This is a genomic window from Pseudomonas sp. Irchel 3E20, assembly GCF_900187645.1.
Lineage (GTDB): Bacteria > Pseudomonadota > Gammaproteobacteria > Pseudomonadales > Pseudomonadaceae > Aquipseudomonas.
In genome coordinates, this window is sequence record NZ_FYEE01000003.1 from 504,498 (window position 1) to 521,526 (window position 17,029).

General features: G+C 61.5%; 12 protein-coding genes, 3 tRNA genes and 1 riboswitch. Of the genes, 11 read left to right on the top strand and 4 right to left on the bottom strand.

The genetic code is table 11. The features are described from left to right. Nucleotides 1-24 precede the first annotated feature (24 nt). The 3 genes from astB to astE are packed head-to-tail and all read left to right on the top strand — an operon-like array spanning nucleotide 25 to nucleotide 2,739. Nucleotides 25-1,371, top strand: coding sequence for an N-succinylarginine dihydrolase (gene astB / locus CKW13_RS08645; protein WP_095108169.1), 1,347 nt, complete (start codon nucleotides 25-27; stop codon nucleotides 1,369-1,371). A gap of 60 nt (nucleotides 1,372-1,431) precedes the next feature. Then, a complete protein-coding gene (locus CKW13_RS08650) occupies nucleotides 1,432-1,719 on the top strand; it encodes a topoisomerase II (protein ID WP_095108170.1) in 288 nt (95 codons plus the stop codon). A 12-nt stretch (nucleotides 1,720-1,731) separates the two neighbouring features. Continuing rightward, entirely contained in the window at nucleotides 1,732-2,739 is a 1,008-nt protein-coding gene (astE, locus tag CKW13_RS08655; RefSeq protein WP_095108171.1) for a succinylglutamate desuccinylase, read from the top strand. A 73-nt stretch (nucleotides 2,740-2,812) separates the two neighbouring features. On the opposite strand, the gene CKW13_RS08660 is transcribed toward astE, so the two are convergent. After that, complete coding sequence (locus tag CKW13_RS08660) at nucleotides 2,813-3,322, bottom strand: 6,7-dimethyl-8-ribityllumazine synthase (protein ID WP_095108172.1); 510 nt, start codon at nucleotides 3,320-3,322, stop codon at nucleotides 2,813-2,815. 116 nt (nucleotides 3,323-3,438) lie between these two features. Next, nucleotides 3,439-3,610: riboswitch (FMN riboswitch) on the bottom strand. A 317-nt stretch (nucleotides 3,611-3,927) separates the two neighbouring features. On the opposite strand from CKW13_RS08660, the gene alaS reads away from it, so the two are divergent. The 6 genes from alaS (at nucleotide 3,928) to CKW13_RS08690 (ending at nucleotide 8,737) form a co-directional block, all read left to right on the top strand. Next, entirely contained in the window at nucleotides 3,928-6,546 is a 2,619-nt protein-coding gene (alaS, locus tag CKW13_RS08665; protein ID WP_095108173.1) for an alanine--tRNA ligase, read from the top strand. Between the two features lie 88 nt (nucleotides 6,547-6,634). Further along, complete coding sequence (locus tag CKW13_RS08670; protein WP_095108174.1) at nucleotides 6,635-7,876, top strand: aspartate kinase; 1,242 nt, start codon at nucleotides 6,635-6,637, stop codon at nucleotides 7,874-7,876. Nucleotides 7,877-8,063: 187 nt separating this feature from the next. After that, complete coding sequence (gene csrA, locus CKW13_RS08675) at nucleotides 8,064-8,252, top strand: carbon storage regulator CsrA (protein ID WP_002554426.1); 189 nt, start codon at nucleotides 8,064-8,066, stop codon at nucleotides 8,250-8,252. Between the two features lie 62 nt (nucleotides 8,253-8,314). Further along, nucleotides 8,315-8,405, top strand: a tRNA-Ser gene (locus tag CKW13_RS08680). Between the two features lie 106 nt (nucleotides 8,406-8,511). Beyond that, nucleotides 8,512-8,588 (top strand) — tRNA-Arg (locus CKW13_RS08685). 72 nt (nucleotides 8,589-8,660) lie between these two features. Continuing rightward, a tRNA-Arg gene (locus CKW13_RS08690) sits at nucleotides 8,661-8,737 on the top strand. A gap of 283 nt (nucleotides 8,738-9,020) precedes the next feature. Here the strand turns inward: CKW13_RS08690 and adeC are convergent. The 3 genes from adeC to emhA are packed head-to-tail and all read right to left on the bottom strand — an operon-like array spanning nucleotide 9,021 to nucleotide 14,788. Continuing rightward, nucleotides 9,021-10,481, bottom strand: a complete 1,461-nt coding sequence (adeC, locus tag CKW13_RS08700; RefSeq protein WP_095108176.1) for an AdeC/AdeK/OprM family multidrug efflux complex outer membrane factor — start codon at nucleotides 10,479-10,481, stop codon at nucleotides 9,021-9,023. Continuing rightward, on the bottom strand, nucleotides 10,481-13,627 hold the full coding sequence (gene emhB / locus CKW13_RS08705; protein ID WP_095108177.1) for an efflux RND transporter permease subunit EmhB: 3,147 nt from the start codon (nucleotides 13,625-13,627) through the stop codon (nucleotides 10,481-10,483). Before emhB ends, adeC begins: the two co-directional genes overlap by 1 nt. 3 nt (nucleotides 13,628-13,630) lie before the next feature. Next, nucleotides 13,631-14,788 (bottom strand): efflux RND transporter periplasmic adaptor subunit EmhA, encoded by a 1,158-nt coding sequence (gene emhA / locus CKW13_RS08710; RefSeq protein WP_141233956.1) that lies wholly within the window; start codon nucleotides 14,786-14,788, stop codon nucleotides 13,631-13,633. Between the two features lie 266 nt (nucleotides 14,789-15,054). Between emhA and emhR the strand changes: the two genes are divergently transcribed. Together emhR and CKW13_RS08720 are read left to right on the top strand one after the other, a co-directional pair. Further along, entirely contained in the window at nucleotides 15,055-15,687 is a 633-nt protein-coding gene (gene emhR / locus CKW13_RS08715; RefSeq protein WP_095108179.1) for an efflux system transcriptional repressor EmhR, read from the top strand. A 144-nt stretch (nucleotides 15,688-15,831) separates the two neighbouring features. Beyond that, on the top strand, nucleotides 15,832-16,719 hold the full coding sequence (locus tag CKW13_RS08720; protein ID WP_095108180.1) for a DMT family transporter: 888 nt from the start codon (nucleotides 15,832-15,834) through the stop codon (nucleotides 16,717-16,719). Nucleotides 16,720-17,029: the final 310 nt, after the last annotated feature.

A 17,029-nucleotide genomic window follows, 5' to 3' on the forward strand; every position in this document is an offset into this window, starting at 1 on the left:
ACAGATGTTCGTGGAGCCTCGCTGATGAAATCCTATGAAGTCAATTTTGATGGTCTAGTGGGGCCGACCCATAACTACGGCGGTTTGTCCTACGGCAACGTCGCATCCCAGAGCAACAGCCAGCAGGCCTCCAACCCCAAGGAAGCAGCGCTGCAAGGCCTGGCGAAAATGAAAGCGCTGATGGACATGGGCTTTGTGCAAGGCGTGCTCGCGCCGCAGGAGCGCCCCGACGTGGCCGCCCTACGCAGCCTGGGTTTTGCCGGCACCGACGCGCAAGTGATCGAGCAGGCCGCCAAGCAGGCGATGCCGCTGCTGGTGGCCAGTTGCTCGGCCTCCAGCATGTGGGTGGCCAATGCCGCCACGGTCAGCCCCAGCGCCGATACCGCGGACGGCCGTGTGCACTTCACCGCCGCCAACCTCAACTGCAAGTACCACCGCAGCATCGAACACCCGACGACCAGCCGCGTCCTGGGGGCGATGTTCGCCGATCAGCAGCACTTCGCCCACCACGCGGCCTTGCCGGCGGTGGCGCAGTTCGGCGATGAAGGCGCGGCCAACCACACGCGGTTTTGCCGCGACTACGGCGAGGCCGGGGTGGAGTTTTTCGTGTTCGGCCGCAGTGCCTTCGACAACCGCTACCCGGCGCCGCAAAAGTACCCGGCGCGCCAGACCCTGGAAGCTTCCCAGGCTGTCGCTCGCCTGCATGGCCTGAGCGATGCTGGCGTGGTCTACGCCCAGCAGAACCCGGCGGTGATCGATGCCGGCGTGTTCCACAACGACGTGATCGCAGTGGGCAACGGCGAGGCGTTGTTCTATCACGAGGACGCCTTCCTCCACACCGAGGCGATGCTCAAGGAACTGTCCGACAAACTGGCGGCCCGTGGCGGCCAGTTCAAGGCGATTTGCGTGCCGCGTTCCCAGGTCACGGTGGAGGACGCGGTGCGCTCCTACCTGTTCAACAGCCAGTTGCTGTCGCGTGCCGACGGTTCGATGCTGCTGATCGTGCCCCAGGAATGCCAGAACAACGAACGCGTGTGGAACTACCTGCAAGGGCTGACCGCCGCTAACGGCCTGATTCGCGAGGTGAAAGTCTTCGACCTCAAGCAAAGCATGCAGAACGGCGGTGGCCCGGCGTGCCTGCGCCTGCGGGTGGCCCTCAACGAAACCGAGCTGGCGGCGGTCAACCCCGGCGTCATCATGACCGCGCCTTTGTACGGCTCCCTGACCCAATGGGTGCAGAAGCACTACCGCGACCGCATGAGCGAAACCGACCTGGCGGACCCGCAATTGTTGCTTGAATGCCGCACGGCACTGGATGAACTGACGCAAATCCTTAAACTGGGCGCGGTTTACCCTTTCCAGATCAATTGAAAACCGGCGTGCCAGCCCCCTCGGCACGCTGCGTTATCTCCCAAACGAGAGCCTAAAGACATGAGCGATACCCTGCAGCTGATCCTTGAAGACACCGACGGCACCCAACTGCAAACCTCTTGCACCCGCGTGGCGGTGGTGTGGCAGGGCAAGGAAGTCTGGATCCAGCACGACGGCCGCGGCCAATTGCTGATTGGCGTCGATGTGGAAGAAGGCGACGCGGAATACGCCAACCTGCTGCTGCGCCCGCTGGCGACTAACCTGGTAAGCCTGCAACTGGAAATGGAACCGGCCGACGCTGGCGACGAAGACCATGTGCATGGCCCGGATTGCCAGCACGACCACTAAGGAAGTCGTTCTATGCTCGCCCTCGGCAAACTGCTTGAACTGACCCTCGCCGGTCGCGAACCGGCGCAAAAGACTCAACTGACTGTCGACGGTGTGCGTATGCGCTGGCTGAGCGAGGGCGCATTGGAAGTGCGGCCTCCCGAAGCCCGCGACAATGGCCTGGACCTGCTGTTATCGGCGGGCATCCACGGCAACGAGACGGCACCCATCGAGTTGCTCGACCGTCTGTTGCACGCCATCGCCCGGGGCGACCTCAAGCCCCGCGCACGCATTCTGTTCCTGTTCGGCAACCCCGAGGCCATGCGCCGCGGCGAGCGCTATATCGAGCAGGATGTCAATCGCCTCTTCAACGGCCGCCACGAACAAAGCAGTGGCAGTGAAGCCCTGCGTGCCTGCGAGCTGGAACGCCTGGCGAGCACTTTCTTCAGCCTGCCCGAGCGTGGCCGTTTGCATTACGACCTGCACACCGCCATTCGCGGTTCGAAGATCGAGCAGTTCGCCCTCTACCCCTGGAAGGAAGGCCGCACCCATTCGCGCCTGGAGCTGGCGCGCCTGCGCGCGGCCGGCATGCAGGCGGTGTTGTTGCAGAACAAACCGTCCATCGTGTTCAGCTCGTTTACCTACGACAAACTCGGCGCCGAGGCCTTCACCCTGGAACTGGGCAAGGCGCGGCCGTTCGGGCAGAACGAAGGCGTGGACGTCTCGCGCCTGGAAACACGCCTGCAGCAGATCATCGAAGGCACCGAGCCGCCGCTCGACGGCAACCTCGAGGGCTTGCAGCTGTTCAGCGTGGCGCGGGAAATCATCAAGCACAGCGATCAATTCCAACTGAACCTGCCGGCCGATATCGAGAACTTCTCTGAGTTGGAACCCGGCTATGTGCTGGCCGAAGACATCGCCCAGATGCGCTGGGTGGTGGAGGAGGAAGGCGCGCGCATCATTTTTCCCAACCCCAAGGTCAAGAACGGCCTGCGCGCGGGCATCCTGATCGTACCCAACAACGCCGAAACGCTGCTGTAGCAAGCGGGCTTGCTACAGCAAAAAAGGGCAGGTCCGTTATGGGCCTGCCCTTTTTGTGGCGCTCGTGGTGGGGTTAAACCGCTACGGCACGCGGCTCGTTACGGCGCAAGGTGCGGATCTTGTGCAGCGTGTCGGCGCAGGTCTGCGCAGCTTCCTGGCCCTTGTGCACAAAGTGGTCGAAGAAGAACTTCTGGTGTTCTTCGCCCGCATGGAAGTGGTGCGGGGTCAAGGACACCGAGAACACCGGCACCTCGGTTTCCAGTTGCACCTGCATCAGGCCGCTGACCACGGATTGGGCGACGAACTCGTGGCGGTAGATACCGCCGTCCACCACCAGGGCTGCGGCGACGATGCCGGCATAGCGCCCGGACTTGGCCAGCAGCTTGGCGTGCAGCGGGATTTCAAAGGCGCCGCCGACTTCGAAGAAATCAATGTCACTTTCTTGATAGCCCTGCACCAGCATTTCGGCGACGAAGCCTTTGCGGCTCTGATCGACGATTTCCTTGTGCCAGCAGGCCTGGATAAAGGCGACGCGTTCGCCGTGATGGTGTTTGCTTTTGCTATCGATTGCGGTGGGTTGCATGTTCTGAACTCCTGTTTGTGTGAAAAACAGGGCGATATGAATCGAATGGGATTTCAAGGGTGCGCGCGACTTTTCCCTGCCTGGGCAGGATTTGTCTTACGGCCCTTGGGCGCCAATCCCGTTCTCTCTTCATCCGGACTATGACCGTCGGCCCCGGGATCACACCGGGTCTGCTGACCTTGGCACCACTCACCGCCACAGCCGTGGGTGCCGCCAAGCGCTCGCGGGCTATGCGCATTGCGCGCAATTACCGCCGGTGGGGAATTGCACCCCGCCCTGAGAACGTTGCTACCAGCTTTTTCTGGCAGCGGGCAGTTTTTACCATATATTTCCAACAGGTGCATGGGGCGATGGTGATGATAATCATCGCTTTCTTCGCTCAATGGCGCCGATCAGGGCGGCTGTCACCGGCAAAAACCGGGGTTTTCCCTCGCTTTCGTCGATTTTTCACGTCATTGATCGTCCTGGCCGTCCAATTGCGCCTGTGTATCGTACAAACACGCTGTACCTGCTGATTAACGCCGATATAATGCGGCCCTTTGCCGTCGCTCCGTCCGATGACGTCGCGCACTGGCCTTTGGCCGCAGCCTCCGTGGAAGAACCTAATGAAAAGCGCAGAAATCCGTGAAGCCTTCCTTCGCTTCTTCGAAGAGCAAGGCCACACCCGTGTCGCCTCCAGCTCTTTGATTCCGGGCAACGACCCAACCCTGCTGTTCACCAACGCGGGGATGAACCAGTTCAAGGACTGCTTCCTGGGCCAGGAAAAGCGTGCGTATACCCGCGCCACCAGCAGCCAGAAGTGCGTGCGCGCCGGCGGCAAGAACAGCGACCTGGAAAACGTCGGTTATACCGCCCGTCACCACACCTTCTTCGAGATGCTGGGCAACTTCAGCTTCGGCGATTACTTCAAGCGCGATGCCATCACCTACGCCTGGACCTTCCTCACCGGCGTGCTGGGCCTGCCCAAGGAAAAACTCTGGGTCACGGTCTACGCCACCGACGACGAAGCCTATGACATCTGGACCCAGCAGATTGGCGTCCCGGTCGAGCGCATGATCCGCATTGGCGACAACAAGGGCGCGCCTTACGCCTCCGACAACTTCTGGACCATGGGCGACACCGGCCCCTGCGGCCCGTGCACCGAGATCTTCTACGACCACGGCGCCGACATCTGGGGCGGCCCGCCCGGCTCGCCGGAAGAAGACGGCGACCGCTACATCGAGATCTGGAACAACGTGTTCATGCAGTTCAACCGCACCGCCGATGGCGTGCTGCACCCGCTGCCCGCGCCGTCGGTCGATACCGGCATGGGCCTGGAGCGGATCAGCGCGGTGCTGCAACACGTGCACTCCAACTACGAGATCGACCTGTTCAAGAACCTGCTCAGCGCCTCGGCCCAGGCCATTGGTTGCAGCAATGACGACCAGTCGTCCCTCAAAGTGGTGTCCGACCACATCCGTTCGTGCGGCTTTCTGATCGCCGATGGCGTGCTGCCGTCCAACGAAGGCCGCGGCTATGTGCTGCGCCGCATCATTCGTCGTGCCTGCCGCCACGGCAACAAGTTGGGCGCCACTGGCAGTTTCTTCTACAAGATCGTGGCCGCGCTGGTGGCCGAGATGGGCGAAGCCTTTCCGGAGCTCAAGCAGCAACAGGCCAACATCGAGCGCGTGCTCAAGGCCGAAGAAGAGCAGTTCTCCAAGACCCTGGAACACGGCCTGAAAATCCTTGAGCAGGACCTGGCTGAACTCAAAGGCTCCGTGGTGCCGGGCGACGTGGTGTTCAAGCTGTATGACACCTACGGGTTCCCGATGGACCTGACCGCCGACATCGCCCGCGAACGCGAGCTGACCATCGACGAGGCCGGGTTCGAGCGCGAGATGGAAGCCCAGCGTGTACGCGCCCGCTCCGCCAGCGCCTTTGGCCTGGACTACAACACCCTGGTCAAGGTTGACGTGGCCACCCAGTTCACTGGTTACACCGACACCTGTGGCGCAGCGAAAATCGTCGCGCTGTACAAGGACGGCCAGTCGGTTGACGTGCTCAGCGAAGGCGAGGAGGGCGTGATCGTCCTCGACCGCACGCCGTTCTACGCTGAATCCGGCGGCCAGGTGGGCGACTGCGGTTACCTGACCTCGGGCGCCGCGCGTTTTGACGTGCGTGATACCACCAAGACTGGCGGTGCGTTCCTGCACCACGGCGTGATGAGCGCCGGCAGCCTGACCGTTGCCGCCCCCGTCGAAACCCAGGTGGATGCTGACGTGCGTCACGCCACGGCGCTCAACCACTCGGCCACCCACTTGCTCCACGCCGCGTTGCGCCAGGTATTGGGCGAGCACGTGCAGCAGAAGGGCTCGTTGGTCGACAGTCAGCGCCTGCGTTTTGACTTCAGCCACTTTGAAGCCATCAAGCCTGAACAGATCAAGGCCCTGGAAGAGATCGTCAACGCCGAGATTCGTAAGAACACCCCGGTCGAGACCGAAGAAACCGACATCGAAACCGCTAAGCAAAAAGGCGCCATGGCGCTGTTCGGCGAGAAGTACGGCGACGAAGTGCGCGTGCTGAGTATGGGCGGTAGCTTCTCGGTGGAGTTGTGCGGCGGTATCCACGCCAACCGTACCGGCGATATCGGCCTGCTCAAAATTATCAGCGAAGGCGGCGTGGCCTCTGGCGTGCGCCGTATCGAAGCGGTCACCGGCGCCCAGGCGCTGGCGTACTTGAACGCTGCCGAAGAGCAGCTCAAGGAAGCGGCCAGCCTGGTCAAGGGCAGCCGCGACAACCTGCTCGACAAACTGTCGGCGGTGCTGGAGCGCAACCGTGCGCTGGAAAAACAACTGGAGCAGTTGCAAGCCAAGGCCGCCAGCGCGGCCGGTGACGATCTGTCGGCGTCTGCCTTGGATATCAAAGGTGTGAAAGTGTTGGCCGTGCGCCTGGACGGTCAGGATGGCAAGGCGCTATTGGCCCTTGTCGATCAGTTGAAGAACAAGCTCGGCCGCGCAGTGATCCTGCTCGGCAGTGTCCATGAGGAAAAGGTCGTTCTGGTTGCGGGCGTAACCAAAGACCTGACCGGTCAACTCAAGGCCGGTGATCTGATGAAGCAAGCGGCTGCGGCCGTGGGCGGCAAGGGCGGTGGTCGTCCAGACATGGCGCAAGGCGGCGGTACTGACGCCAGCGCCCTGGATGCGGCGCTGGCCTTGGCCGTGCCTTTCGTGGAACAGGCTATTTAAGGCAGCCGCCCGGTCTGTCGTCCCATGGCGGGCCGGGTAGTTGTCGAGTGATTATTGGGCGCCCTTCATGGGCAGAGGCGGCTTTGAAATGGCTTTGATCGTACAGAAATTTGGAGGCACCTCGGTCGGCACTATCGAGAGAATCGAGCAGGTCGCCGACAAGGTTAAGAAGTTTCGCGAAGCCGGCGATGACCTGGTGGTTGTGTTGTCCGCGATGAGCGGCGAAACCAATCGCCTGATCGATCTGGCCAAGCAGATCAGCGGTGAGGAGCAACCGGTTCCCCGCGAGCTGGATGTGATTGTCTCCACCGGTGAGCAAGTGACCATCGCGTTGCTGGCCATGGCGCTAATCAAGCGCGGTATCCCGGCGGTGTCGTACACCGGCAACCAGGTCCGGATCCTGACCGATAGCGCGCACAATAAAGCGCGTATCCTGCAAATCGATGACCAGAAGATCCGTGGTGACCTCAAGGCGGGTCGCGTGGTGGTGGTCGCCGGTTTCCAGGGTGTTGACGAGCACGGCAACATCACCACCCTGGGCCGTGGCGGCTCCGACACCACCGGTGTGGCGCTGGCGGCGGCCCTGAAGGCCGACGAGTGCCAGATCTACACCGATGTGGACGGTGTCTACACCACCGATCCGCGGGTGGTGGCCCAGGCCCAGCGCCTGGACAAGATCACCTTCGAAGAGATGCTGGAAATGGCCAGCCTCGGTTCCAAGGTGCTGCAGATCCGTGCGGTGGAGTTCGCCGGCAAGTACAACGTTCCGCTGCGCGTACTGCACAGCTTCAAGGAGGGTCCGGGCACCCTCATTACTATTGATGAAGAGGAATCCATGGAACAGCCGATCATTTCCGGCATCGCGTTCAATCGTGATGAAGCCAAGCTGACCATCCGTGGTGTGCCAGACACCCCCGGCGTGGCGTTCAAGATTCTCGGCCCGATCAGCGCCGCGAACATTGAAGTCGATATGATCGTGCAGAACGTGGCGCACGATAACACCACCGACTTCACCTTCACCGTGCACCGCAACGACTACCAGGCGGCCCAGACCGTGCTGGAGAACACTGCGCGCGAGATCGGTGCCCGTGAAGTGGTAGGCGACACCAAGATCGCCAAGGTGTCGATCGTCGGTGTCGGCATGCGTTCCCATGCGGGCGTTGCCAGCCGCATGTTCGAGTCGCTGGCCAAGGAAACTATCAACATCCAGATGATTTCGACCTCGGAAATCAAGGTTTCCGTGGTGATCGAAGAGAAATACCTGGAACTGGCCGTGCGCGCCCTGCACACGGCTTTCGAACTGGACGCACCGGCCCGACAGGGCGAGTGATGCGTTTCCCCAAAGGGCGCGGATGATCCGCGCCCTTTGTTTTTTTGAATAGCGCGACTCTGGCCTGTTCTTTTGCTCGCGCTAGTCAATACTTAGGCGTGTAGGGTTGCGACCATTCTGGTTGTAGGTCGAATGCCTTTTTTTTGCAGACTGTAGTCCCTGAAATGTAATGCGTGAGGAGAAAGGTATGCTGATTCTGACTCGTCGGTGCGCAGAAAGCCTGATTATTGGTGATGGCGAAATCACTGTGACCGTGCTCGGTGTCAAAGGCAATCAAGTGCGTATTGGTGTCAATGCCCCGAAAGAGGTGGCGGTTCACCGTGAGGAAATTTACCTGCGGATCAAGAAAGAGAAGGACGAAGAACCAAGCCATTAATTTTTATCGTTTTTTATGTTTGCAAACGGGGATAAAGCTGGTTAATATACGCCCCGTGTTGCGGAGAGCTGGCCGAGTGGCCGAAGGCGCTCCCCTGCTAAGGGAGTACACCTCAAAAGGGTGTCGGGGGTTCGAATCCCCCGTTCTCCGCCATTATTTTTTAGTACGTTGTAATCTGGCTTGTTCTGTAAGTTGTTGAATTTACTAGAAAAAGAGCTTTACAAAAAGATTTGACGGCCTATAATGCGCGGCAACAAATGCACTCGTAGCTCAGCTGGATAGAGTACTCGGCTACGAACCGAGCGGTCACAGGTTCGAATCCTGTCGAGTGCACCATTTAAGAGTTAGTTGCAGCAATGCAGGTGACTTGCTACAAGCCAGTTGTGATCTGGTCTAAAAACACAAATTGCACTCGTAGCTCAGCTGGATAGAGTACTCGGCTACGAACCGAGCGGTCACAGGTTCGAATCCTGTCGAGTGCACCAAACATGAAAAAGCCCCAGGCCTCGCGGTTTGGGGTTTTTTTTCGCCCCGGTTTTTTGGTGGTACTGCCTTTGTTGGAGGCTGAGCAGGTAGGACGGTTTTGGGCGTGCGCTGTAGTGCTTGTCAGGGCTTGGCGGTGCGGCGGGCTGGCTGGGGCGGCGAAAGAGGGGGTAAGCCCCCTAGGAGAGGTGCTGGCGGCGCTGTGCGATGTGCTGGCGTCGGCCAGCCGGGCAAAAAAAACCGCAGCCTTTTTGGGGCTGCGGATGGGGGCGGAGCGCGTTGTTATCAGAACAGCTTGAGCTTCGGTGCTTCTTCGGCCACTGGGGTGTTGGCCCCGGTCTGTTCGTTCCAGCCGCCACCTAAAGCCTTGTACAGATTGACTTCGCTGGTCAGCTGCGCCAAACGGTCGCTAATCAGCGCTTGTTGCGCGCTGAACAGGGAGCGTTGAGCGTCGAGGAACGTCAGGTTGCTGTCCACACCGATGCGGTAGCGTCGCTCGGCCAGACGGTAGTAGTCCTGGTTGGCGTTGACGAAGTCCTGTTGCGCCTGCAATTGCTGGTTGAAGGTCTGGCGTGCAGCCAAGCCATCGGAGACTTCCTGGAAGGCGGTCTGGATGGACTTCTCGTACTGCGCCACGGTGATGTCTTTCTGGATTTTCGAGTAATCTAGGCTGGCGCGCAGGGCGCCGGCGTTGAAGATCGGCAGGTTGATCTGCGGCTGGAACAGCCAGGTGCCCGAACCGCCCTTGAACAGCCCCGACAGATCCGGGCTCAGCGTGCCGGCATTGGCCGTCAGGCTGATACTGGGGAAGAACGCGGCCCGCGCGGCGCCAATGTTGGCGTTGGCGGCCTTGAGCTTGCGCTCGGCTTCGAGGATGTCCGGGCGACGTTGCAGCAGGTCGGACGGCAGGCCTGCTGGCAGTTCGCTCAGCAGGTCGGCCGACAGCGGCTGGCCCTGGCCCAGGTTGTCCGGTAGGCCGGTGCCCAGCAGCAGGGTCAGGCTGTTTTCGTCCTGGGCCACCTGGCGGGTGTAGCGCGCCAGTTGTACGCGGGCGTTTTCCACCGAGGTGCGCGACTGGCTCAGGTCCAGGGCCGAGGCCACGCCCACTTCATTGCTGCGCGAGGTGAGGCGGTAGCTTTCTTCGTATGCGGCCAGGGTGTCCTGGGTCAGCTTGAGCAGCTCCTTGTCGGCCTGCCAGGTCAGGTAGGCATTCGCCACGCTGGCCACCAGGCTGATCTGGGTGCTGCGCCGGGCTTCTTCGGTGGCGAAGTAGCTTTGCAGCGCTTGCTCGCTGAGGCTGCGCACGCGGCCGAACAGGTCCAGCTCATAGGCGCTGACGCCCACGGTGGCTGAGTATTGGCTGGTGATGGCCGACTCGCCGGTCTGCGACAGGCGCTCCGGCGTGCGTTGGCGGCTGCCGCTGCCGTTGGCGGACACGGCCGGGAACAGGTCGGCGCGCTGGATGCGGTACTGGGCCGCGTAGGCGTCGATGTTCAGGGCCGCGACGCGCAGGTCGCGGTTGTTCTGCAGGGCGGTCTGGATCAACTGCTGCAGCGCCGGGTCGTGGAAGAACTGGCGCCAGCCCTGCTCGGCGGCGGCCGTGTTGGCAGCCTGGGCCGGCGAATACGCCGGCCCTTGCGGGAACTGCCCGGCGACAGGCGCCTGGGGCTGCTGATAATCGGGTATCAGCGAGCAGCCACCGAGCACGAATGCGGCGACTGCCAGGGAGAGTAGCGACTTGCTCATTAGCCAGCCTCTTTAGGAGTTACAGGTGCGTCGTCCTGGTCCGCGTTTTTGCGGCGGCCCATCGAAGACACAGTGACGAAGAACAGTGGGACCCAGAAGATCGCCAGAACGGTGGCCGTAATCATGCCGCCGATCACGCCGGTGCCGATGGCGTGTTGGCTGCCTGAGCCGGCGCCGGTGGAGATCGCCAGGGGCACCACGCCCAGGACAAACGCCAGGGAAGTCATGATGATCGGCCGCAGTCGCATCCGGCAGGCCTCGATGGCCGCGTCGGTAAGGCTGCGCCCTTGTTCGTGCAGTTCCTTGGCGAACTCGACGATCAGAATGGCGTTTTTAGACGCCAGGCCGATGGTCGTCAACAAGCCCACTTGGAAGTACACGTCATTGGATAGCCCGCGCAGGCTGGTGGCCAGCAGCGCTCCGATGATCCCCAGGGGCACCACCAGCATGACCGCGATTGGAATCGACCAACTTTCGTACAGCGCCGCCAGGCACAGGAACACCATCAGCAGGGACAACGCATACAGCGCCGGCGCTTGCGAGCCGGACAAGCGTTCCTCGTAGGACAGCCCCGTCCAGGAGATGCCCACCCCCGCCGGGAGTTTCGCCGCCAGGGCTTCGACTTCCGCCATCGCCTCACCGGTGCTGTAGCCAGGCGCCGGGGCGCCGAGCACTTCCATCGCTTCCACGCCGTTATAACGCGATAGCTTCGGTGCACCGTAGATCCACTCGCCCTTGGCGAAGGCCGAGAACGGAACCATGGTGCCGCTGGCGTTGCGCACGTACCACTTCTTGATGTCCTCGGGGCTCATGCGAGCGCCCGGCAGGCCCTGGATGTAGACCTTCTTCACCCGACCGCGGTCGATGAAGTCGTTGACATAGCTGCTGCCCAGGCCAATGGACAGGGTGCTGTTGATGTCAGTCAGGGAAACGCCCAGGGCACTGGCGCGCTCGTCATCGATGGTCAGTTGGTACTGCGGCTCGTCGTTCAGACCGTTAGGGCGGACTTGGGACAACACCTTGCTCTGGGCGGCCATGCCCAGAAACTGATTGCGCGCGGCCATCAGCTTGTCATGGCCGATACCGGCGCGGTCTTGCAGGAACACGTCGAAACCGGTGGCGTTACCCAGCTCCAGTACCGCGGGCGGGGCGAAGGCGAACACCATGGCATCGCGGAAACTGAAGAAGTGCTGCTGGGCGCGGTTGGCGAGGTTGAACACGCTGTTTTCCGCAGAACGCTGATCCCAGGGTTTGAGCATGATGAAGGCCATGCCCGAACTCTGGCCGCGGCCGGCGAAGTTGAAGCCGTTCACGGTAAACACCGAAGCCACGGCGGCGGACTCTTCCTTGAGCAGGTAGGCGCGCATTTCGTCGACCACCACTTGCGTGCGCTCGGCGCTGGAGCCGGCCGGAGTCTGCACCTGGGCGAACAGTACACCCTGGTCTTCCTCGGGCAGGAACGCGGTCGGGATGCGGGTGAACAGCCAGACCATGCCGACGACGATCACCAGGTACGCGAGCAAATACGGCGCCTTGTGCTTGAGCATGTTGCCCACGCCGCGCTCGTAGCTGCGTACCCCACGGTCGAAGTTGCGGTTGAACCAGCCGAAGAAGCCGCGCTTGGGCGTGCCGTGCTCGCCCTTGGGAATGGCCTTGAGCATGGTGGCGCACAGGGCCGGGGTGAAGATCAGGGCGACCAGTACCGACAGGGCCATGGCCGAGACGATGGTGATCGAGAACTGCTTGTAGATCACACCGGTGGAACCGCTGAAAAACGCCATCGGCAGCAGTACCGCCGACAGTACCAGGGCAATACCGATCAGGGCGCCCTGGATCTGGCCCATGGATTTCTTGGTGGCTTCCTTGGGTGACAGGCCTTCCTCGCTCATCACCCGTTCGACGTTTTCGACGACTACGATGGCATCGTCCACCAGCAAGCCGATGGCCAGCACCATGCCGAACATGGTCAGGGTGTTGATGCTGAAACCGAACGCCGCGAGGATGCCGAAGGTGCCCAGCAGTACCACGGGCACGGTCATGGTGGTGATGACCGTGGCACGGAAGTTCTGCAGGAACAGGAACATCACCAGGAACACCAGCACGATCGCCTCGACCAGGGTTTCAACCACACCCTTGATCGATTCGGTCACCACAGGCGTGGTGTCGTACGGGAACACCACTTCCATCCCTTGCGGGAAGAACGGCTTGAGGCCGTCGATGGTGGTACGCAGTGCCTTGGCGGTGTCCAAGGCGTTGGCGCCGTTGGCCAGTTTGACCGCCAGGCCCGAGGCCGGTTTACCGTTGAACTGCGCGCTGATGCTGTAGTTTTCGCCGCCCAGGCCCACTTCGGCGACGTCGCCGAGGCGCACTTGCGAACCATCCTTGTTGACCTTGAGCAGGATGGCCTTGAACTGCTCGGCGGTTTGCAGGCGGGTCTTGCCGATGATGGTGGCGTTCAGTTGCTGGCCGGCGACGGCCGGCAGGCCGCCCAGTTGCCCGGACGACACCTGGACGTTTTGCGCCGCCACGGCGGTCTTCACGTCGGAGGGGGTCAGGTTGAAGTTGTTCAGTTTGGCCGGGTCGAGCCAGATACGCATGGCGTACTGGGCACCGAACACCTGGAAGTCACCCACGCCCGCGGTACGCGAGATCGGGTCCTGCATGTTGGACACGATGTAGTTGGACAGGTCGTCCTTGGACATGCTGCCGTCCTGGGAAACCACGCCAATCACCAGCAGGAAGTTCTTCACTGCCTTGGTCACGCGGATGCCCTGTTGCTGTACTTCCTGGGGCAACAGCGGTGTGGCCAGGTTCAGCTTGTTCTGCACCTGGACCTGGGCGGTGTCGGAGTTGGTGCCCTGCTCGAAGGTCGCGGTGATGGTCATGCTGCCGTCGGAGTTACTTTCCGAGGACACATAACGCAGGTTGTCGATCCCGTTGAGCTGCTGCTCGATCACCTGCACCACGGTGTCCTGCACGGTCTGCGCGGACGCACCCGGGTAGGTCACGGAGATGGCGATGGCCGGCGGCGCAATGCTGGGGTACTGGTTGATGGGCAGTTTCAGGATCGAAAGGGCACCGACCAGCATAATCACCAAGGCGATGACCCAGGCGAAGATTGGACGGTCGATAAAGAATTTCGACATGGTTTATTCCCCTTTGCTGCCGGCAGCGGTGTCTGCTGGCTGCGCAGGGGCTTTGGGGCTCTTGGCCACGTTGGTCGCCTCGCTGGCTTTGACTTCGATGCCCGGCTTGACGTACTGCAGGCCTTCGGTAATCAGGCGATCGCCGGCCTTGAGGCCGTCTTCGACCAACCATTGGCTGCCCACGGTGCGGCTGGCCTTGAGCTGGCGCAGTTCAACCTTGTTGTCGGGCCCGACCACCAGCGCGGTCGGCGTGCCCTTGAGGTCGCGGGTTACGCCCTGCTGCGGTGCAAGGATCGCGGCGGTGTTCACGCCGGCCTGCAATTGCGCGTGGACGAACATGCCCGGCAGCAATGTGTGGTCGGGGTTGGGGAACACGGCGCGCAGGGTCACGGAGCCGGTGGTTTCGTCCACCGAGACTTCGGAGAACTCTAACTTGCCGTCCAGGCGATACTCGCTGCCGTCTTCCAGGGTCAGCTTGACCTTGGCCGCGTTGTCGCCGGCCTTTTGCAGGCGGCCGCTTTCCAGCTCACGGCGCAACTCCAAGAGCTCCACGGAGGACTGGGTGACATCGACGTAGATCGGGTCCAGTTGCTGGATCACGGCCATGGCGTTGGCCTGGCCGCTGCTGACCAGCGCGCCCTCGGTCACCGAGGAGCGGCCGACGCGACCGGAGATTGGCGCCAGCACCTTGGTGTAGCGCACGTTGATCTGCGCGGTTTGCAGGGCGGCTTCCGATTGCAGGCGGTTGGCCTGGGCGGTGTCGAACTCCTGGCGGCTGACGGCTTGCTCGGCGACCAGTTGCTTGTAGCGGTCGGCGATCGACTTGGTCGATTGCAGGTTCGCCTCGGCGCTTTTCAGGGTGGCCTCGTACACGGACGGGTCGATCTGGTACAGCTGTTGGCCGACCTTGACCTCGCCACCTTCCTTGAACAGGCGCTTGAGAATGATGCCATTGACTTGCGGGCGTACTTCCGCAATGCGGTACGCCGTGGTGCGCCCCGGGAGTTCCGAGGTCAGGGTAAAGGCTTGGGGTTGAAGGGTGACGACACCGACCTGAGGGGTTTGAGCGACGGGGGCCGCTTCTTCCTTTTTACATCCGCTGAGCAGCGATGCCAGGGCGACGGCAGTGACCAGAGCGGTAACAGCTGGCTTGAATTGCATGAAGATCCTCGGGTCAGGTACGCGTGTGCGCACAAGAAATGTGGAAAGGGCTGACAAGTGCGCTAGGTGGATAAGTAGCTTGCTATTGAATATACTTACGTTCATGGTTGTTTGTAAACACCTTGACACCACTGCCAAAGTGCTGACAAAGCAGGGCTAAAGGTAGCAATTGTAGGCCGGGGGACGCGTCCCGAGAGACGTCGCCCCACATTTATTCAGATGCCCTTCACGCATCGCCGCTGCATCCTGATTGAGGTTGTATTGCCATGGTCCGTCGTACCAAAGAGGAAGCCCAGGAAACCCGAAGCCAAATTCTCGAAGCTGCCGAGAAAGCCTTCTATGAAAGGGGTGTGGCCCGTACCACATTGGCCGATATCGCCACCCTCGCCGGGGTGACGCGCGGTGCCATCTACTGGCACTTCAGCAACAAGGCGGACCTGGTCCAGGCCATGCTGGACACCCTGCGCGAACCCCTCGACGAAATGGCCAGGGCGAGCGAGAGCGAAGAAGAATTGGACCCTCTGGGCTGCATGCGCAAGTTGCTGGTTCATTTGTTTCATCAAGTTGCACTGGACCCCAAGACTCGACGCATCAATGAGATTTTGTTCCACAAGTGCGAGTTCACCGATGAAATGTGCGACCTGCGCCAACAGCGCCGCGTGGCCGCCCTGGACTGCAACGTGCACATCGAACTGGCCCTGCGCAATGCCGTCAGCCGTGGCCAGATGCCCGCCGACCTGGACACTGCCCGCGCCGCCATCACCTTGCACGCCTATATCGACGGCATCCTCTATGAATGGCTACTGGCCCCTGACAGCTTCCAGCTGCATGCCGAAGCCGAGCGCTGGGTCGAGACGGGCCTGGACATGCTGCGCCTGAGCCCCAGCCTGCGCAATTGAATCAACATGTGTCAATATCCCCGGCGAGTGCCCCTGCATTATTCACTCGCCCTGCAACAACGGGCTGCTTTTATATAGCGACTGCTGTTAGGTTGATAGGTAGCAAACTACGTATTTTGTAGGAATTTTGTTGCGAGTCTGTGAATGAGTGTGAGTAAGCCATTGTTCAAGGGCGCCGAACAGCCGATCAAAGCCATCGCCCTGATGCTGGCGGCGGTGTTCCTGTTCTCCAGCCACGACACCCTTTCCAAATACCTTTCCGGCTTCTACCCCATCGTCATGGTGGTGTGGATCCGCTACGTGGTGCACACCCTGCTGATGCTGGTGATCTTCGTGCCACGCACCGGGTTCAGCACGGTGGTGCGCACCAAGCGCCCGGGCCTGCAATTGCTGCGGGCCTTATGCCTGATCGGCGTCAGCCTGCTGTTCACCACGGGCCTGCGCTACATCCCCCTGGCCGAAGCGACCTCGGTGGTGTTCCTCGCGCCGCTGCTGGTCACCGCGCTCTCGGTGCCCTTACTCGGCGAGCGGGTGACTCGGGCGCAATGGCTGGCGGTGCTGGCTGGGTTTATCGGCGTGTTGATCGTGGTGCGCCCGGGCGGGGCGCTGTTCACCCCGGCGATTCTCCTGCCCCTGGCCGCCGCCCTGTGCTTTGGTTTCTACCAACTGCTCACGCGCATGCTCAGCGGCATTGACAGCCCCACCACCAGCAACTTCCTCACCGGCATCCTCAACAGCCTGATAATGACGGCCATCCTGCCGTTTTTCTGGACCACTCCGACCCTGGTTCACGGCCTGTTCATGATCGGCCTGGGCACTTGCGGGATGTTCGGCCACATGCTCATGACCCAGGCCTTTCGCCACGCCGCCCCGGCCATGCTGGCGCCATTCAGCTATGGGCAGATCCTCTTCGCCGGTCTCTACGGCTACCTGATTTTCGACCACACCCCCGACCGCTTCGCGGTGGTGGGCATCACGGTGATCTGCCTCAGCGGCCTGGCCGTGGCCTGGGCGCAGCGCAAAAAAGACTGACCGCGGCCCACAAAGCCAAAAGCCCCGGCGCTCACACGCCGGGGCTTTTGGCTTTTGATTTTAGGTTCCCCGTGGGCGTTCTGTCTCTGCTCCAGGCTCCTGCCCTCACCCCACGGGCAGCATGAGCATTTTCGGATTGCTCCTACTCGTGCATGGCCCCCGTCCGACATGTGGTTTCACTTTCCCCATGCTCATATTTGTGCGCTCAGGCGAACCGCTATCCCTTTCCCGTAGATGAGCGTCCGTCGCCCTCAGCCACACAAGGACGCCCCCGATGAGCAACCCCACCTACGCCGTAATCGCCGAACTG